The sequence below is a fragment of the Burkholderia sp. Ax-1724 genome (assembly GCF_011752995.1).
Classification (GTDB): Bacteria; Pseudomonadota; Gammaproteobacteria; order Burkholderiales; family Burkholderiaceae; genus Paraburkholderia.
Genome location: NZ_VWWL01000021.1, coordinates 82,306 through 99,080 on the forward strand (window position 1 = coordinate 82,306; position 16,775 = coordinate 99,080).

The following is a 16,775-nucleotide window of genomic DNA, read 5'->3' on the forward strand; positions in this document are numbered from 1 at the left end:
GCGGTCTTCTCACGACATTCGCCGTGGCCGCAGCCATTTGTGATGTCGGCGGAACGCTTTGGGCCTATACATTGCCGGTCTGCACGACACATTCCGCCTGAGCATACGTCTGCTAAGCTGCCGCAAGACACGCTCTCGTGAACCTTCATAATGCATCGCATATCGATTGCAATCCGCACGCTTTTCGCGCTGTGCTTACTCGGTGCGACATTCAATCATCTCGCAGCGATCGTGCAACACGGGTTGCTTTGGGATTACGGCTACGGCACCGCAATCTCCCCATTCAGTAAAGTCTATTGGGACACGCTGACGATTCTCGATCCGCTCGCCGCTGTGCTTTTGTTTCTCAAACCACGAGCGGGTGTGCGGCTAACGGTACTCATAATCGCGAGCTATGTTCTGCATAACACCTACTACGTTGCGATTCACGACCAATGGTCAGCGCCATTCTATCTGGCACAAGCCGGATTTCTCGTTGTTGTTCTTTGCCTCTCCCCCCTCGCCATGCGAGGCCTCTCGCCGCGGAACGTAGACGTCGCCGATGTTCGTGTTCCCGCAACCAGCGGCAACTTTGTGGCTTCGCAACCACCGAGCGCAACGGGCCATAACCGGTCGGTCGACACCGACGCCTGAATCGCTGACAATGAGTGGCTGCTTGCCGTTATACCCCTGAGTCTCGACCACGATCATGCACAAATTCTGCTGTCTGTTTCTCTCGATCACGCTCGCCGCCCCGCTCTCGGCCTTGGCGTACGGTAGTGATAATCCAGACTACGATCAATGCATTCTGCATGCGCTGGGAAACAGTCAAAGCAGCTTCGCGGCTCGCGAGATCAGCAACTCGTGCAGCGCGCTTTACAAAAATGGCGCGATGCTTTTACCGCGCGAAAAAGCGTATCACCTGTGTGTCCTGCAAAATCTGCAGACCGTGAGAGGGGCATTTGCGGTCAACGAGATACTGCATGCATGTCGACGTCAGAATCAGATGTAAAACAAATGCCGTTGACGATTACAACCCCGAGATTCACGAGATTCAAAAAATCACGAACCCTGCGGGCTCAATCCATCTTGAACCTGCACGCCTGAGTAGTGCACTCCGTGCGCGTGCCGACGATAGCCCATCGGGAAAGACGCATGCGATTGCGCGCAAACGCGCGATACGCTGCGCGAAAGAAAGGGCGCAGCATGGGCACCCGCAACGGCGCGACCATCCAGCCTTTACCGACAGCGGCATAGGCAGCCACGAGTGTGTCGATCCCGATCAGGCAGCGCCCGTCTGCCGTCCATGCATGTATCTGCCGGTTCAGTGCGGCCAGATCGGTGCCGAGCGGCACCGGATCGAAATCCGGTTGGGCGATATCGACGAACGCGAGCCTCCCGTGTCGATCCCACGCCCGCAAGCGCTTCGCCTCCGCAACACAGAGCGGGCAATTTCCGTCGATATAGAGCGTCAATGAAATCGCTTGCATCACTGCTCTCCTTGCGAAATTTTCTGTTGTTTCTGTCAAAACAGAAACTAGATGACGACGCGCAACCCGTCAAGCAAAATTTCTCTCTTGACAGAAATTACTGAAACCAATAAATTTCGAGTCATGAAACTTACACCGATTGCCGAGCGCTTCATTCTTCACTGGGGCGAGATGGGTTCGCGCTGGGGCGTGAACCGCACCGTCGCGCAGATTCACGCCCTGCTCTACCTGCTCGGGCGGCCGCTTGCCGCGGACGAGATTGCCGACACGCTCGGCGTCGCGCGCTCCAATGTCAGCACGAGCCTGAAGGAACTTCAGTCGTGGCGGCTCGCAAAGGTCGTCCATGTCATGGGAGACCGTCGCGACCATTTTGAAACCTCTACGGATATTTGGGAGCTATTCAAACTGATCGTTGAAGGCCGGCGGCAACGCGAGATTGATCCGACGCTGACCATGCTGCGCGACAGTCTGATCAGTCCCGAGATAGCGCGTGAGAGCGCGGAAACCGGGCAACGAATCCAGGAAACGCTGGCGTTTCTGGAAACCCTCACGACATGGTCGGACGAAATGCTGCGCATGAAACCGGAAACGCTGATGAAAGCCCTCGGAATCGGCGCGAAGATAAGCCGGACCGTGCGGCGCACCAAAAACCAGCCGACGAAAGGATAAACGGAATGGAGCGGGCGACCCGTCGCCCGTTTTTTTTGACCTTGAAATTTCTGTAATTACAGAAATTTCAGAATAAAGGAGAATAAGATGACTGTCGTACTGTCTTTGATTTTCGAATGGACGGTCCCACTCTTTGCGGGTCTGTTTGTGGTCCGCTACCTGAAAAACGTCTTGTGGCGAGTACTCGTTGATCTCTGCGGGACATCCGAGCGCGCGGAGTTCTGGGTTCGCATCAGTGCGGTGCTGATCGCGGCAACACCACTGCTGTTCGTGCTGGCGACGAGCATCAACCCCGTGGCTTGCTCGACAGGAGACCTGATTTGCTCGATCGGTCTGTTGCGCAGGACGTGCATCTTTACGCTGCTCGGGATGCTTGCGGCAGTCGGTGGTGTCGCCGTGATCGTTGGCCGTTACATTCCGCGCGAAGCCCGGGCGGCGCGCGCCGGGTCCAGCACGGCGAGGGCGGCATGAACGTACTCGTTTGCGGAGCCAATGGTTTTATTGGGCAGGCGCTTTGCACCGCGCTCATTCGAAGCGGACATCGAGTATCAAAAGCCGTGCGCAACGCGAAGGATCGCGATGAATTCGAGGCCGACTACAGCACCGACCTCGACCCGGCATGTTGGGCATCGAAGCTGCACGATGTCGATGTCGTCATCAATGCCGTCGGAATCCTGGTCGAGCGAGGCGAGCAAACGTTCGAACGCGTCCATCAGCGCGCACCGATCGCACTTTTCGACGCTGCCCGTGAGGCTGGTGTCAGATACGTCGTGCAGATCTCGGCACTGGGAGCCCACACCGGCACGACGGCTTACTTTAAAAGCAAGCGAGCCGCGGACGAATACCTGCTCTCGTTACCTGTCGAACATCACATTCTCAGGCCCGCTCTCGTTTATGGGCCCGACGGTAAATCGTCGCGCTTCTTTCGCGCCGTTGCCGCCTCACCCATCCATCCTCTTCCGGCCGGAGGACATCAATGGATCCGACCGATCCATGTGAATGATCTTGCCGAAATTGTCGTGCGGCTGATCGGCCGCGTGAATGAACCGCCGCAGCCCGCCATTGGAAGCGAGGTGAGCATCCGTGCAAATATTCCGCCGATCCTGGAACTCGTCGGAGAAACGGAGCTTGAGTACAAGGACATGCTCGCCATCTACCGCGCTTCGATGGCGTTTGCGCCAGCATGGCAACTCCCTATTTCGCGCTGGTTTATCGATATCGCTGCAAGAGCCTGTGACCGGATACCCGGCTCGATGTTGACGCAGGACACCTGGCATATGCTCCAGCAAGGCAGTTCGGCCGACGTGAATTCAACGACCCAAATTTTAGGCCGCTCCCCCGCCGGCATCGAAACGTTCATCGCGCCTGCCGAAGCCATGTCGTTGAGGCAAACCGCGCTGGCCCCATGGCGTTCGCTGTTTTTGCGTATCGCCCTCGCGATCACCTGGCTCGGAACGGCCGTATGTAGTGCGTTCGTCTATCCGCAAGTCGCAAGCCTTGCACTACTCGCTCGCCTGCACCTTCGCGGCGGCGCGGCTCTCGCATTGCTCTATGGAGCGTCCATGATCGATGCCGTCATCGGTATGCTCACGTTGACCTATCCAGGGAAACGTTTGTGGATCGCGCAGATATGCCTTGTCAGTCTGTACTCGTGCGCCGTCGCCATCGCGCTACCTGAATTCCTCTGGCATCCGCTTGGCCCGATCCTGAAGAACGTCCCTATTCTCGCCTTGCTCAGCGTATTGACGATGGAGGAAACAAGACCATGAACGTCTATCTCGCGATCAAGACATTGCATATCGTCTCATCCGCCGTGCTCGTGGGAACGGGCTTCGGCACCGCATTCTATTTGTTCTGCGCAAACAGGACGCGAAGCGTGCCGGGAATCGCGCTGGTATCGCGACTCGTGGTTCGGGCGGATTGCTGGTTCACGAGCCCCGCGGTCGTCATTCAGCCGGTTTCCGGACTGTGGCTTGCGCATGCCGCGGGTTGGACATGGCAGACGCCATGGATTATCGCCGCCGTCTGCCTTTATCTGCTCGCCGGTGCGTGCTGGTTGCCGGTTGTCTGGCTGCAGTTGCGAATGGCAATGATCGCCTCCGGCGCAAACCAGGCCGGCATGCCTGCGCTCCCCCAGCAATACTGGCGATACGCACGCTATTGGGAATGGCTGGGCTATCCCGCCTTCGCCGCCATGTTGATCGTCTACGGGCTCATGGTGTTCAAGCCGTCGCTGTGATTGACGACAGGCGGGCAAGGACCGGTTGAACGCGCGGAACCGGACGTCTCTACACGAGTGGCAAATGACTCTTGATGGCCGGGAGTACCTGCTGCACAAACGTCCCACGGAACGGGTATTGGACTCTTCAACCGCGAGTTTTCTCGCCGAGATTCACCCCAAGAAAAACACACTATTGAAACGAAGATAGTGTTACCCCGCCGCAATATCCGGAGAGCTATGCGCCATGCACAATTCGCAATGCGCGACTCTCGCACTCACGCCCCTTAATCATCCGAATATAGCGCCCTGGCAAGCTGCTCCGCAGCTTGCCTTCGTTTTCCATACGCCGCCTGTCGAGTGCCGCCGGAAAGCCTCGCCGACGAAATCCTCGCTGCACGACAGCATTCTTTTTTATCAGTAGAATGCTGCAATCGCACAGGCCCATTTCGTTCCGCAATCCGTTCCGAAACCGGCCTTCAGCCCCTTGGCTAACGAGTCCCGTTAAAACCGTGGTGCCGTTAGCACATGTGCTGTCGCGAGGCGACGCGTGCAGGACAGAGGCATAACCTGTCTCGCCGATGCAGTTCGGGAAGAAGTGGTGCCCACCCAGAAAAAACCGGTTGCCGTGGCGGCAACTGAAATACCGATGGCGACGCTTCGGCGTCTGAACGAGGGAAACCATCGGTGCCAAGCTGGCCGACCTGCCAGCCTGGCTGCTCTGGGGTATGGCGCACCAAATTTCAAACCAGCTTCTCGTAGTACTTACCTGGCCGCAATATTGTGTATTACAAAACGCAAATCGATCCGGTAGTGAGCTTCCTCAACTCGCAAGGCGAGCAGGTACGGGGCACGATCATCAATCTCCAGCGCAAGTCCCTGGTGATGGAAGTCTATAACCCCTACTCGATCGTCCAGGTCAGCGAGGTGCTGAGCGACCTGTCGGTCAAGATGGGCGTGGAACACGTCTATTCGGGCAAGGCCGTCGTCATCAGCATGGTCAATACGGGCCTGACGGCCATTGTCTCCGTCACGCTGATCGCCGAGTGGCGGGAACTGAGCGGCGGCACGCTCGAAGCGCGCGCGGTGGGGGAAGAAGCCAGCCGCTTCGTGCAGGACTGGACCGAGCGTTTCCAGATCCGCCGTGACTACCAGATCGCGGTCAACCAGATCCGGGCTTTTCTCTCGGACATGTCGCGCTGGGTCGAGCAGGCGGACCTGGGCGACACCATGCCGAAGGAAGGCAAAAGCCTGCGCGAGGACTTTTTCCTCGAACTGGCATCGCCGCTGATGGAAAAGACCAAGCTCTACTTCGACGAATTCGAAGGCGAAGCGCGCCTCGTCGACGAAGAACTGGCGCCGGCGCACCGTGCCTTTGCCCAGGCCGCGCTCCATCCGCTGCTGCTGCGCTCGCCCTTCGTCTTCCGCACCTTCACGAAGCCGCTCGGCTATGCCGGCGACTACCAGATGGTCAACCAGATGCTCGACGATCCCCGCCAGGGCCCGAGCACGTACTTCCAGATCGTCAACGCGGCCTTCCTGCAGACGGCCGTGGCACGCGCGCACCGCAATCGCATCGATCTGCTGGTGGACTACCTGACCCGGCTGGCCAACGAAGCGCGCGCTGCACAGCGGCCGTTCCGGGTGCTGAACGTGGGTTGCGGCCCCGCTCAGGAAATCCAGCGCTTCATGCATGAATACGACGAACCGGAGTGGCTGTCGTTCGAGCTGCTCGACTTCAGCCAGGAGACTCTGGACTGGACGCGCGAGCGCCTCGGGTCCATCGCGCAGAAACAGGCCGCGCGCATGAGCATCAGCTACACGCACGATTCGGTCCATCACCTGCTCAAGCGCCGCATGGATGCGGATGCGGCGGACGTCCGCGAGTTCGACGCGGTCTATTGCGCGGGCCTGTTCGACTACCTGTCGGACAAGGTCTGTGCGCGGCTGAACCAGTATTTCGCCAGCCGTATCCGCCGCGGCGGCCGCCTGCTGGTCACCAACGTCCACGCCGACAACCCGGAGCGCTTCAGCATGGAACACGTGCTGGAGTGGTACCTGATCTATCGCAACGAGGCGCAGATGGCCGACATCATGCCGGAGAACTGCGGCGAGCCGCGTCTGTACACGGACCCGACCGGCGTTAACGTGTTCGCCGAGGCGGTGATCGGCCCGCAACAAGTAGCCTGAGATGACGACATCCCTGGTTGGGTTGCAATCGAACTATCGTGAAGAGCTGCGCGACTACCGGTTGCTGTGCAGCAAGGCCGGCGGCCTGACCGTGATCGTGCTGGTGCTGATGGGCGTGGCGATGGACTATGTCGTGTATCCGGCCGAGCAGAAGCGCTTTGCCATCGTCCGGGTGCTGACCAGCGCGGCCATCGGCCTGGCCTTGCTCTCGCTTTACACGAAAGCGGGTAAACGCCACGTGCAGGTCATCACCTTCTTCTGGCTGCTGCTGCCGCAGGTCATGATCTCGTGGATGATTTACGCCACCCAGGGCGAGGCGTCGCTGTTCTATGCCGGGCTCATGCTGACGATCTTCGCGGTCGGCATCCTGTTTCCCGCCGGCTACTGGCAGACGCTGGCATTCGGCCTCGCCACGGTCCTGCTTTACTACATCGCCTGCCAGGCCCATCCGGGTGGCATCCTGGACCCGAGCAAATTCCAGTTCCAGCTCATCCTGATCTTCTTCTGCGCGGTGGCCAGCTCCATTTACACCTACTTCAACGAGAAGGGCCGTTTCCAGCTTTTCCGGCTCAAGGACGAAGTGGCGCACAAGAACGACGAGCTGGCCCGCACCAATGAAAGCCTGTCGCAGATCAAGGGCCAGTTGCTGCAGCAGGAGAAGATGGCGGCCATCGGTACGTTGTCCGCGGGGCTGCTGCACGAGGTCAACAACCCGGTCAACTTCTGCCTGATGGCGATCGAAGTGGCCATGGAAGAATCGCAGGTCAAGGAAAGCCCGTCGCTACAGGAATGCCTGACGGACGCGCGGCAAGGCATGCACCGCATCCAGCACATCGTGTCGGACCTGAAGACTTTTGCCTATCGCAAGCCCGGCGCGACCGCGGAGGGCGTGCCGTTCCTGTTCGAGAAGGCGCTCGACGCGTCGATCCGGTTGAGCGCCCATGAGCTGCGCGGCGTGACGCTCACGCGCGAGCTGCCTGGCGACACCCTGGTGCTCGGCGACGAAGCCGCCATCATCGGCGTGCTCATCAACCTGTTCTCGAATGCCGCGCTGGCCATGCACAAGGCCGGCACCGCGGCACCGCAGCTTCATGTCATGGCGCAATGGCGCGACGAGCGGCTGCACGTGAATGTGCGCGACAACGGCCCGGGAATTGCCGCGGAAAATCTGGCGCGCGTGTTCGAACCCTTCTTCACGACCCGCGAAGTCGGCCAGGGCCTCGGCCTTGGCCTGTCCATCAGCTATGCGGTGGTGGAGCGGCACGGCGGCACCCTGTTCGCAGAAAGCCAGTTGGGCGAATGGACCGCGTTCAACTTCGACCTGCCACGCGTCGAGTGATGCCGAGATGAGCGAGACACAACAAGCCCGGCAGACCGTCGTCTATGTCGACGACGAGGAGTTGGCCCGCAAGTACTTCGCGCGTTCGGCCGGCGGCGACTACGAGGTGCTGCTCGCCGACGGCGCGGACGAGGCCATGTCGATCCTGCGCCGCGAAGGTGCGCGGGTGGCGGTCCTCGTGACCGACTTTCGCATGCCGGGCCCGAACGGCGACGAGCTGCTGCGGCAGGTCGCCCGGGAGTATCCGCATATCGTGCGAATCCTCGTGACCGCCTACGCGGACTACGGCGCGCTGCTGGAAGTGGTCAATTCCGGCGAGGTGTTTCGAATCCTGGAGAAGCCGCTAGGCGTGAGCGCGGTCCGCGAGGTGCTGGCCGCGGCGACGGCAGTCCCGATATCGCGCCCGAAGTGATGCCGCGCGCGTTGCTCGAAGCAGTTATCGCTCGCGCCGGCGTGAGCGGCTTCAAGATGATTTTCCGCAAGCGCGTCATGCCGTTCCCGGGCGGCCGTATCGGGATCGCATCCGCGTCCGGCGCCGGCACGAGCGTGGCGCTGGATTGCCCCAATTTGAAGATTCGAATGCACAGGAGTGACCAATGAGCAATACGATTGCCGACCAGACACCGCCCCCGGCGATTCTGTTCGTTGACGACGAAGCCACCGCGGTCAAATACTTCGAGCGCGCCATCGGCGCGATCGCGCCGGTGGTGACGGGCGCCTCCGTGGAAGACGGCAAGGCGATGCTGGACGCCCACGCCGCCAGCCTGGCCGTGCTGGTGTCCGACCAGCGCATGCCGGGCGAATACGGCAACGAACTGCTGCGTTATGCACGCGAGCGCTATCCCCACATCGTGCGGATTCTGACGACGGCCTATTCGGAACTGGACCAGACCGTCGAGGCCGTCAACCAGGGCCAGATACATCGCTATATCAAGAAGCCGTGGGACATCTCGGCGCTGCGCATGGAAATGAAGCAGGCGCTGGAACTGGCGGGACTGCGCAAGGAACGCGACCAGCTCGTGCGCGAGAAGCTCGGCGTGCTGCAGACGCAGACCGTGGCCACCCGCGTCGGCATCGTGCACACGCTGTGCGCGAGCCTGATCGGCCCGGACCGCTTCCAGCCGGTGGAAACCTACCTGGCCGGCACCGACCTGGCGGGTACGCGCAAGGTGGAGCCGGACTGGCAGCGCATGGACTACGCCGACCTCGTGCGTGCCGAGAGCGAATGCAGCGGGCGCTTCGGCCACGCGGTCGGCACGCGCCTCGCGGAGCTGCGCACGCAGAATGCGGGGCGCGGCGCGGCCGATGCGGTGCGCGTCGTGACCGAAGTTCTGGGCGCCGCGGTGCGCGGCGACGGCGATGCGCTGATCTGGACTTCGCCGGCCACGCTGAGCGAGTTCCTCACCCGCCCGGTCGGTCAAGCCGTATCGAGCGAACACGCGGCCTGGCTGGCCTGCCTGCTCTGGCTGGAAGAAGCCGGCGGCGCCCTGCAGTTCGTGCGCGACGGCGACGCCATCGTCTGCCGCGCCGGCACGCGGGCGGCCAGTTTTGCGGCCGACCGCCTGGCGGCCTGGATCGAGCGGTTCTCGGAGCCGGCGTTCGGCTAGGTGAAAGGGACCATCCGCGCTTAAACGCGACAACGGGCGGTGATCGCCTCGTCAGGGCACGAGGCAAATGACCGCTGTCATTCAGCCGCGTGTTGCGCGCCCGGGAACGAGCGGCGTGGGCCGATCGTATCCGGCAGAATCAGGCGAAGATCGTTGAGAGCCATTCGATCGATCCTCCTATCAGCGCGAAGCAAAATTGGCAAAGCACTCCACAATCGCAGCCTGAACCGTAACGACCGCCGCATCGCGCAGCGAACTGTTACGCCAACCAAGCTCGATGGCATAGTGTGGCAGGACCAGCGGACAGGCCAGCAACCGCAAACCCGTCATGCGCGCGATCGCATCGGCCGCGTGCCGCGGAATCGTCGCCACGGCGCGGCTCCCCTTCAATAAAAAGGGCAAGCCGGCGAAATGCGTGGTCGATCCGATGACCTTGCGTTTCAGGCCGAGTGCGGCCAGCCCTTCGTCGACAATCCCCACCACGCCGCCGGCAGACACGAGGATATGCCCACGCGCGACATATTCCTCGATCGTCAATTCGCTTGCCGCGCCCTTGAGACTGGCACGGTCGGCCAGACAGGCATAGTCCCCCTCGGCCAGCACCTGATGGCCGAGTCCTCGCAACGCGAGTCCGCCCGCCGTGATAGCCAGATCCATTTCCTGGTTTGCCAGCGAATCGCTGACGATCTGGCTGTACGTCTGTCGAAAAATGATCCGTAAGCCAGGGGCGCGCCGGTCAACCGCATCCATGATCTTGCGTCCCACGGCGATCTCGATGTCGTCGGAGAGGCCGATCGATACGGCACGGCCATAAAAAGACCTAGCGTCCGGCGTCGAGATCGTGAGACTGAGACGAAATCGGTCGAGCGCCTCGCTGATGATGGGTTTCAGTTCCCGGGCTCTCGAAGTCGGCGCAAGTCCGCGCCCCGTGCGGACAAACAGCGTGTCCGAATAGACGTCCCGAAGCCGCCTCAATGCGGCACTGACTGCGGACTGCGTCATGTCCAGGCGGATTGCGGCCCGGCTTGCCCCGCCTTCCTCAAACAGCGCCTCGAAGATTTTCAGAAGATTCAGGTCGACCGTCGAGATATCAATATGGCTCATATCGGAAAGTTGAGATATGCGTTTTCTCCATTCTATGGCTGCGCGATGATGAGCGCATCAACCGTTCCCCTGGAGAACACCATGCCTAAATCGACAGTTGCCGCATTGCAGATCGGCGCATCACCGCAGGGCAAAGCGGCAACGCTTCAACATATCCTGTCGTTCGAGGATCAGATTCGCGCATCCGGCGCGAGTCTCGTCGTCATGCCCGAAGCCTTGCTCGGCGGCTACCCGAAAGGCGAGACATTCGGCACGCGGCTCGGCTACCGGCTGCCCGAAGGGCGTGAAGTCTTCGCCAGGTATTTCGAGAACGCGATCGACGTGCCCGGCCCGGAAACCGACGCGCTCGCCGAGCTCTCCACGCGATGCAATGCGTCGATCGTCATGGGCGTCATCGAACGCTCGGGAAGCACGCTGTATTGCACCGCGCTGTTCTTCACCCCCGATGACGGACTCGTGGCCAAACATCGCAAGCTGATGCCGACGGGAACGGAACGCCTGATCTGGGGACAAGGCGACGGCTCGACGCTGCCGGCGGTGGAAACAAAGACCGGCGTCGTCGGCGCGGCGATCTGCTGGGAGAACCATATGCCGTTGCTGCGCACGGCGATGTATGCGAAAGGCGTGCAGATATGGTGCGCGCCCACGGTCGACGAACGCGACATCTGGCAATGCTCCATGCGGCACATTGCTCACGAAGGCCGGGTCTTCGTCATCAGTGCGTGCCAGGTGCAGCCGTCGCCGGCCGCGCTGGGCATCGAGGTGCCCGGCTGGGACAAAGACCGTCCTCTGATCAACGGCGGAAGCCTGATCGTCGGGCCGCTGGGCGAAGTGCTCGCCGGCCCGCTGCACGGCGAGACGGGACTGGTCGTGGCCGAGATCGATACCGATGAAATCATTCGGGCTCGCTACGATTTCGACGTGACCGGCCACTATTCGCGACCGGACGTTTTCTCGCTCTCGGTCGACGAGCGGCCAAAGCGTACCGTCGCGTTCACCTCGTCGTAAAACTAGCGGCCCGTCAGTTCGCGCAGCTTTTCCGCCTCGCGCATGAGCGCGGCGATGACGCGCTCCCGTTTCTCCGGGAAGCGGGCCGATATGCAGGCGACGTTCAAGGCAAGCGTCGGGCGGCCTGGGCCGCCGGATATGCACGTCGCCACGCCGGTCCCGCCCAGGTCGGACTCGTCGGCCACCACGCAGTAGCCGTCGATCCGCGCTTGCGCGACGATCTGCTCGATGCGCTTCAGGTCGGTGATCGTGACCGGCGTGACCGCAACGATCTCGTGCTGCCGCAGCAGGCGATGGCCGATGTCTTCCGGCAGCACCGACAGGATGACCCGCCCCATCGCCGTGCAATGAACCGGCAGCAGCCTGTTCGAAAACCCTTCATAGCGAACCGGCTGACTGGAAAGCGTTTGTTTGACGATCTTGATGTGCCCGTCGTTGGTGAGGGAGCCGAGGGTGACCGTCTCGCCCAGCTCTTCGCCCAAAGCGGACATGACCGGTTCGACGAGCGCGAGCACGCGCGCCATCTGGTCGCCGCCCCAGCCGAAACCATGCTCGCGGAAATACGTGTTCAGCTCGTACATGCCCCGGTCGTCGCGAACCAGGTAGCCGCGCGCGCACAACGTCTTCAGCAGGCCAAAGGCACTGCTCTTCGGCAGGCCGAACGTGGCGGTGACCGTGGCCAGGTTTGCGGCCCCCTCGAGGCCGGCAAAAAATTCCAGAAGGTCCAGGACTCGCGCCGCGGAGCGCACAACCTCACTCATGGTGATCTCTTCGATTAGCAGTGACTTCCCGTCTCGCGGGCCGTTCATCAGTCATTTTTACGATAGCCCGGAATCATACGCTAGTCGGTTCGCGTCAGCCCCGGCAACGGATACGCGGCCGCGGATACGCCACGACAGGCCGGCCGTTGCGGCACGTGACGGGTTAACCCCAGTAGGCACGGACTTTTGCTCGTGAAAATATGTTTTCAAATACGAACGACGTTCGTATATACGAACGTCGCTGCGTAAGCTGCATAAGCATCACCGACGTGCATTCAAGACAACCGACAGGCGAATCGCATGAGAAGCTCAAACACCCTTCTGGCTAGTGAGGAAATGAAGACAGCCCACGAAGAGGTCAAACCGCGCAAGCAACTGGCGGCGGCCATGATCGGCAACGTGCTGGAGTACTACGACCTGATCGTCTACGCCTTTCTCGCCCCGACGCTCGGCCACAAGTTCTTCCAGGGCGACGCGGTCGTAGCCCTGCTGGCGAGTTTCGCGACCTTCGGCGTCGGCTTTCTCGCCCGCCCGCTCGGCGGCGTCATCATCGGACGCATCGCCGACACGCTCGGCCGCAAGATCGCGCTGCAGATCACGATCTTCGGCATGGCGCTCGGCACGGTCGGGATCGGCCTGCTTCCGACCTACCAGAACATCGGCGTCATCGCCCCCGCTCTGCTCGTGGTCCTGCGCATCGCCCAGGGGCTCGCGGCCGGCGGAGAATGGGGCAGTTCCACCTCGCTGATCGTGGAATCGGCGCCTGACGGCAAGCGCGGCATTTTTGGCGGCTTCGGCCAGGCATCGATTGCCAGCGGCACCCTCGTTTCGAGCCTTGTCGTCACCGTCGTCACCTCGATGTTCACGGCACAGCAGATGGACGCATGGGCCTGGCGCGTGCCGTTCCTGCTCGGCGGGATCCTCGTGGTCGTGGGCGTCTACATGCGCCGCACGCTGCGCGAAACGCCCGCTTTCGAAGAGTCGCAGGCCAAGGGCGAGACGGTCGCCAAGCCGACCAAAGGCGCGGCCTTCGCGATGATGAGCCGGGCGTTCGGCTTCACGATCATCTGGACCGTTTCGTACTACGTGATGCTGTCTTACCTGCCGACCTTCATGGTGCAGCATGTCGGCCTCACGCAGATGCAGGCGCTCACCTCGAATGCCATCGCGCTCGTCATCCTGGTGGCCGCGACGCCGTTTTTCGGCTGGCTGTCCGACCGTTGGGGCCGCAAGCCCTTGCTCCTCTCCTGCTGCATCGTCTTCACGATCTTTGCCTACCCGTTGTTCTCGCTGCTGCTGAAGCACCCGAGCCTCGGCAACGCGCTCGCGATCCAGATCTTCTTCAACATCTTTATCGCCGCCTTCTCGGGAGCCGGGCCGGCCGCGTTGTGCGAGATGTTCCCGACGAAGTCGCGCACGACGCTGCTGTCCATCGGCTACAGCCTCGCAACCGCGATCTTCGGCGGATTCGCACCGTTCATCGCCACCACGCTGATCCAGCAGACCGGCTCGCCCATCTCTCCGGCGTACTACCTGATTGCATCGGCGATCGTCTCGGGCGTGGTCATTCTTGGCCTCAAGGAGACGGCTCATGGATCACTCGATTGACCACACGGGCTGATAGAAAGCATGGAACATGACATCCTGATCTGGGGCACCGGCGCGATTGGTGGCACGGTCGGCGCTCATCTGCGGCAAGCCGGATACGACGTGACGTTCGTGGACGTCGTCGCGGAGCACGTCGACGCGATCCGCACACCCGGCAAAGGCCTCGCCATCACGGGGCCGGTCAGCAATCCGCACGTTACCGCGCCGGCTTTCACGCCTGAGGAACTCACGGGAAAATGGCGACGCATTTTCCTGTGCGTCAAGGCACAGCACACCGAAGAGGCAGCGCGGCGTCTCGTGCCGTTCCTCGACGATCACGGCTACGTGCTCTCGCTGCAAAACGGCCTGTGCGAAAACTACATCGCGCAGATCGTCGGCAAGGAGCGCGTGATCGGTGCCTTCGTCAATTTCGGGGCCGACTGGATCGGCCCTGGCGAAGTCCACTTCGGCAATCGCGCAGCGGTCGTGCTCGGCGAACTCGACGGCTCGCCGAGCGCACGACTCGAACAACTGCTCGCGGACATGCGGCATTTCGAGCCCGAGGCCATCGCCACCGACGACATCAACGCATACCTCTGGGGCAAGCTCGCCTACGGAGCGATGCTCCATGCACAAGCCGTCGGCGAACTCGGCATTGCGGACTGCCTCGCCCGTCCCGAGTTGCTGCCGCTCTGGCAGCGGCTCGGCTGCGAAGTCATGAGCGTGGCGGACGCACAGGGCATCGAGCCCAAGGGCTTCAACGGCTTTTGCCCCGAGGCATTCCGTGCCAACGCGCCGGTTGCCGAAGTCGAAGCCACGGTCGCCGCGATGGTCGAGTTCAACCGGCCCAATGCCAAGACCCACTCCGGCATATGGCGCGACCTCGCCATCCGCAAGCGCAAGACCGAAGTCGACATGCAAGTGGGCGAAGTGGTCCGCGCCGGCCTGCGCCTCGGCATCGCGACGCCGACCCTCGCGGCCCTGCAAAACATGATTCACGAAATCGAAGACGGCCGACGCGCCCTCGCGGACGCCAACCTTCTGGAGCTGATCGCATGAAACTGGATTTTTCGGAGCAGGTCGTCGCCGTCACCGGCGCAGGCAGCACCTTCGGGGCCACCATCGCCACGCAATTTGCCGAGCTGGGTGCAACGGTCTACGCGACCGACGTGAGCGAAGCCGCCCTGCGCCCGCTCGTGGAAAAAGGCGTACGGACCGCGGTCGTCGACCTGCTCGACCGGCGCGCGGCGGCCGACTGGATCACATCCGTCGCTCATTCGGCCGGCAAGGTGGACGTCCTCGTGAACAACGCCGGCGGGGTCATGGGACACGCCCACAAGCCCATCGAGTCGGTCACCGACGCCGAATGGGACGGCATCATGGACATCAATCTCGGCAGTGCGTTCGCGCTGGCTCGCGCCGTCGCCCCCGTGATGAAAGCGCGGAAAAGCGGCGCCATCGTCACGATTGCCTCCGGCGCGGCGCTGCAGGCATCGCTCACGGGCGTGCAGGCGTACTGCGCGGCCAAACACGCCTCGCTGGGCCTCACCCGCCAGCTCGCTCATGAGTTGGGCCCTTACGGCGTGCGCGTGAATGCGCTCGCGCCCGGCTTCGTTCGCACGAATGCCGCAACCGAGGCCCAATGGGACGCGATGGGCGAAGAGAAGCAGGCCGCCCTGATGCGCAGCATCGCACTCGGCCGCCTGGGCACACCGCAGGATATCGCCAACGTCACCGTGTTCCTCGCGTCGCCGTTGGCGTCCTTCGTAACCGGGCAAATCATTGCCGTCGACGGCGGCAAGTAAGTCATCAGCAAGACAAGGAGTTGGACAGCATGAGCAACAACACGAACAACGAAGAACTGAAGCCGTGGCAATGGGACGAACCGAAATGGCGCGGACTCCTCAACCAGGTGCGTGCCGGCCGCTCGCTCAAACCGGCTTCCTGGCCCGGCAATGCGCCGTGCGCGGTCGCGCTCTCCTTCGACAGCGACCATGAAACCGGCGAGCTGCGCGACGGCGGACAATCCATCGGCCGCATGAGCTGGGGCCAATACGGCAATCGCGTCGGCGTGCCGCGCATCGAACGGACGCTCGACAAGTTCGACGCCAAGGCAAGCTTCTATGTGCCCGCCGTCGCGGCGCTCACCTACCCCGACGAACAGAAACGCCTCGCCGATGCCGGCCACGAAATCGGCCTGCATGGCTGGATTCACGAGCTCAACTCGATTCTTCCGTACGAAGCCGAACGCGACCTGCTGCTGCGCGCTTCCGACACGCTGACCTCGATCACCGGCGTGCGGCCCGTCGGCATGCGCACCCCCTCGTGGGATTTCAGCCCTCATACGCTGCGCATCGCGGTGGAAATGGGCCTCGAATACGATTCCTCGCTGATGGCGGACGACGACTGCTACGAGCTGCTTCTGGACGGCAAGCCGACGGACGTGGTCGAACTGCCGGTCGAATGGATTCGCGACGATGCCGTGTATTTCAACATGCACCGCTTCCAGTCGCTGCGCCCCTACACCGCGCCGGCCGACGTGTTCGACATCTTCAAGCGGGAACTGGACGCCGCCATTGAAGAAGGCGGCATCTTCCAGTTGACGATGCACCCGCACATGATCAGCGCGCGCTCGCGAATCTGGATTCTCGAGGAGTTGCTCCGTTACGCCCGCGAACACAAAACGTGGATTGCCACGCATGCGGATATCGTGCGGTATGCAAAGACGCATGCTGTCTGAAATCCGTGAGGAGGCCTTCTTGACCTCGACGGAAAACGAGGCCGCTTCAAATAGCAACCCGACGTAACCATTGCAGACGCCAA

The 16,775-nt window shown here is 61.9% G+C and carries 18 protein-coding genes; 15 read left to right on the forward strand and 3 right to left on the reverse strand.

What is annotated here, in order from left to right; all coding sequences use genetic code 11:
• Window positions 1-150 precede the first annotated feature (150 nt).
• Together F3J19_RS23915 and F3J19_RS23920 are read left to right on the forward strand one after the other, a co-directional pair.
• Window positions 151-633 carry a hypothetical protein gene (locus tag F3J19_RS23915; protein WP_205193197.1) on the forward strand — a complete coding sequence of 161 codons (483 nt, stop codon included), beginning with the start codon at window positions 151-153 and terminating at the stop codon, window positions 631-633.
• 55 nt (window positions 634-688) lie between these two features.
• Complete coding sequence (locus F3J19_RS23920; RefSeq protein WP_167047010.1) at window positions 689-991, forward strand: VF_A0006 family four-cysteine protein; 303 nt, start codon at window positions 689-691, stop codon at window positions 989-991.
• 67 nt (window positions 992-1,058) lie between these two features.
• Here the strand turns inward: F3J19_RS23920 and F3J19_RS23925 are convergent, their stop codons facing one another.
• Complete coding sequence (locus tag F3J19_RS23925; protein ID WP_167047224.1) at window positions 1,059-1,469, reverse strand: DUF393 domain-containing protein; 411 nt, start codon at window positions 1,467-1,469, stop codon at window positions 1,059-1,061.
• Window positions 1,470-1,592: 123 nt separating this feature from the next.
• Here F3J19_RS23925 and F3J19_RS23930 point away from each other — a divergent pair, with 123 nt between their 5' ends.
• The 8 genes from F3J19_RS23930 (at window position 1,593) to F3J19_RS23965 (ending at window position 9,492) form a co-directional block, all read left to right on the forward strand.
• Window positions 1,593-2,138 carry a MarR family transcriptional regulator gene (locus F3J19_RS23930; protein WP_167047226.1) on the forward strand — a complete coding sequence of 182 codons (546 nt, stop codon included), beginning with the start codon at window positions 1,593-1,595 and terminating at the stop codon, window positions 2,136-2,138.
• Window positions 2,139-2,225: 87 nt separating this feature from the next.
• Window positions 2,226-2,609: a hypothetical protein gene (locus tag F3J19_RS23935; RefSeq protein WP_167047013.1), complete on the forward strand. Its 384-nt coding sequence runs from the start codon at window positions 2,226-2,228 to the stop codon at window positions 2,607-2,609.
• Window positions 2,606-3,907 carry an SDR family oxidoreductase gene (locus F3J19_RS23940; RefSeq protein WP_167047016.1) on the forward strand — a complete coding sequence of 434 codons (1,302 nt, stop codon included), beginning with the start codon at window positions 2,606-2,608 and terminating at the stop codon, window positions 3,905-3,907. Before F3J19_RS23935 ends, F3J19_RS23940 begins: the two co-directional genes overlap by 4 nt.
• Entirely contained in the window at window positions 3,904-4,377 is a 474-nt protein-coding gene (locus F3J19_RS23945; protein ID WP_167047019.1) for a DUF2269 domain-containing protein, read from the forward strand. The genes F3J19_RS23940 and F3J19_RS23945 overlap by 4 nt, the downstream gene beginning before the upstream one ends.
• A 762-nt stretch (window positions 4,378-5,139) precedes the next feature.
• Window positions 5,140-6,546: a class I SAM-dependent methyltransferase gene (locus F3J19_RS23950; protein ID WP_167047022.1), complete on the forward strand. Its 1,407-nt coding sequence runs from the start codon at window positions 5,140-5,142 to the stop codon at window positions 6,544-6,546.
• Window position 6,547: 1 nt separating this feature from the next.
• Complete coding sequence (locus tag F3J19_RS23955; RefSeq protein WP_167047024.1) at window positions 6,548-7,885, forward strand: ATP-binding protein; 1,338 nt, start codon at window positions 6,548-6,550, stop codon at window positions 7,883-7,885.
• Window positions 7,886-7,892: 7 nt separating this feature from the next.
• Window positions 7,893-8,297, forward strand: a complete 405-nt coding sequence (locus tag F3J19_RS23960) for a response regulator (protein ID WP_167047026.1) — start codon at window positions 7,893-7,895, stop codon at window positions 8,295-8,297.
• A gap of 184 nt (window positions 8,298-8,481) precedes the next feature.
• Window positions 8,482-9,492 (forward strand): response regulator, encoded by a 1,011-nt coding sequence (locus F3J19_RS23965; RefSeq protein WP_167047028.1) that lies wholly within the window; start codon window positions 8,482-8,484, stop codon window positions 9,490-9,492.
• Window positions 9,493-9,672: 180 nt separating this feature from the next.
• On the opposite strand, the gene F3J19_RS23970 is transcribed toward F3J19_RS23965, so the two are convergent.
• Window positions 9,673-10,596, reverse strand: coding sequence for a LysR family transcriptional regulator (locus tag F3J19_RS23970; RefSeq protein WP_167047030.1), 924 nt, complete (start codon window positions 10,594-10,596; stop codon window positions 9,673-9,675).
• Between the two features lie 81 nt (window positions 10,597-10,677).
• On the opposite strand from F3J19_RS23970, the gene F3J19_RS23975 reads away from it, so the two are divergent.
• Window positions 10,678-11,604: a carbon-nitrogen hydrolase family protein gene (locus F3J19_RS23975; protein ID WP_167047032.1), complete on the forward strand. Its 927-nt coding sequence runs from the start codon at window positions 10,678-10,680 to the stop codon at window positions 11,602-11,604.
• A gap of 2 nt (window positions 11,605-11,606) precedes the next feature.
• On the opposite strand, the gene F3J19_RS23980 is transcribed toward F3J19_RS23975, so the two are convergent.
• Window positions 11,607-12,365 (reverse strand): IclR family transcriptional regulator, encoded by a 759-nt coding sequence (locus tag F3J19_RS23980; RefSeq protein ID WP_167047034.1) that lies wholly within the window; start codon window positions 12,363-12,365, stop codon window positions 11,607-11,609.
• Window positions 12,366-12,701: 336 nt separating this feature from the next.
• Between F3J19_RS23980 and F3J19_RS23985 the strand changes: the two genes are divergently transcribed.
• The 4 genes from F3J19_RS23985 to F3J19_RS24000 are packed head-to-tail and all read left to right on the forward strand — an operon-like array spanning window position 12,702 to window position 16,692.
• The gene (locus tag F3J19_RS23985) at window positions 12,702-13,973 is read left to right on the forward strand and encodes an MFS transporter (protein WP_167047036.1); all 1,272 of its coding nucleotides are present in this window, start codon (window positions 12,702-12,704) and stop codon (window positions 13,971-13,973) included.
• A 21-nt stretch (window positions 13,974-13,994) separates the two neighbouring features.
• Complete coding sequence (locus tag F3J19_RS23990; protein WP_167047039.1) at window positions 13,995-15,011, forward strand: ketopantoate reductase family protein; 1,017 nt, start codon at window positions 13,995-13,997, stop codon at window positions 15,009-15,011.
• On the forward strand, window positions 15,008-15,757 hold the full coding sequence (locus tag F3J19_RS23995; protein ID WP_167047041.1) for an SDR family oxidoreductase: 750 nt from the start codon (window positions 15,008-15,010) through the stop codon (window positions 15,755-15,757). The genes F3J19_RS23990 and F3J19_RS23995 overlap by 4 nt, the downstream gene beginning before the upstream one ends.
• A 29-nt stretch (window positions 15,758-15,786) precedes the next feature.
• Window positions 15,787-16,692 (forward strand): polysaccharide deacetylase, encoded by a 906-nt coding sequence (locus tag F3J19_RS24000; RefSeq protein WP_167047043.1) that lies wholly within the window; start codon window positions 15,787-15,789, stop codon window positions 16,690-16,692.
• Window positions 16,693-16,775 lie beyond the last annotated feature (83 nt).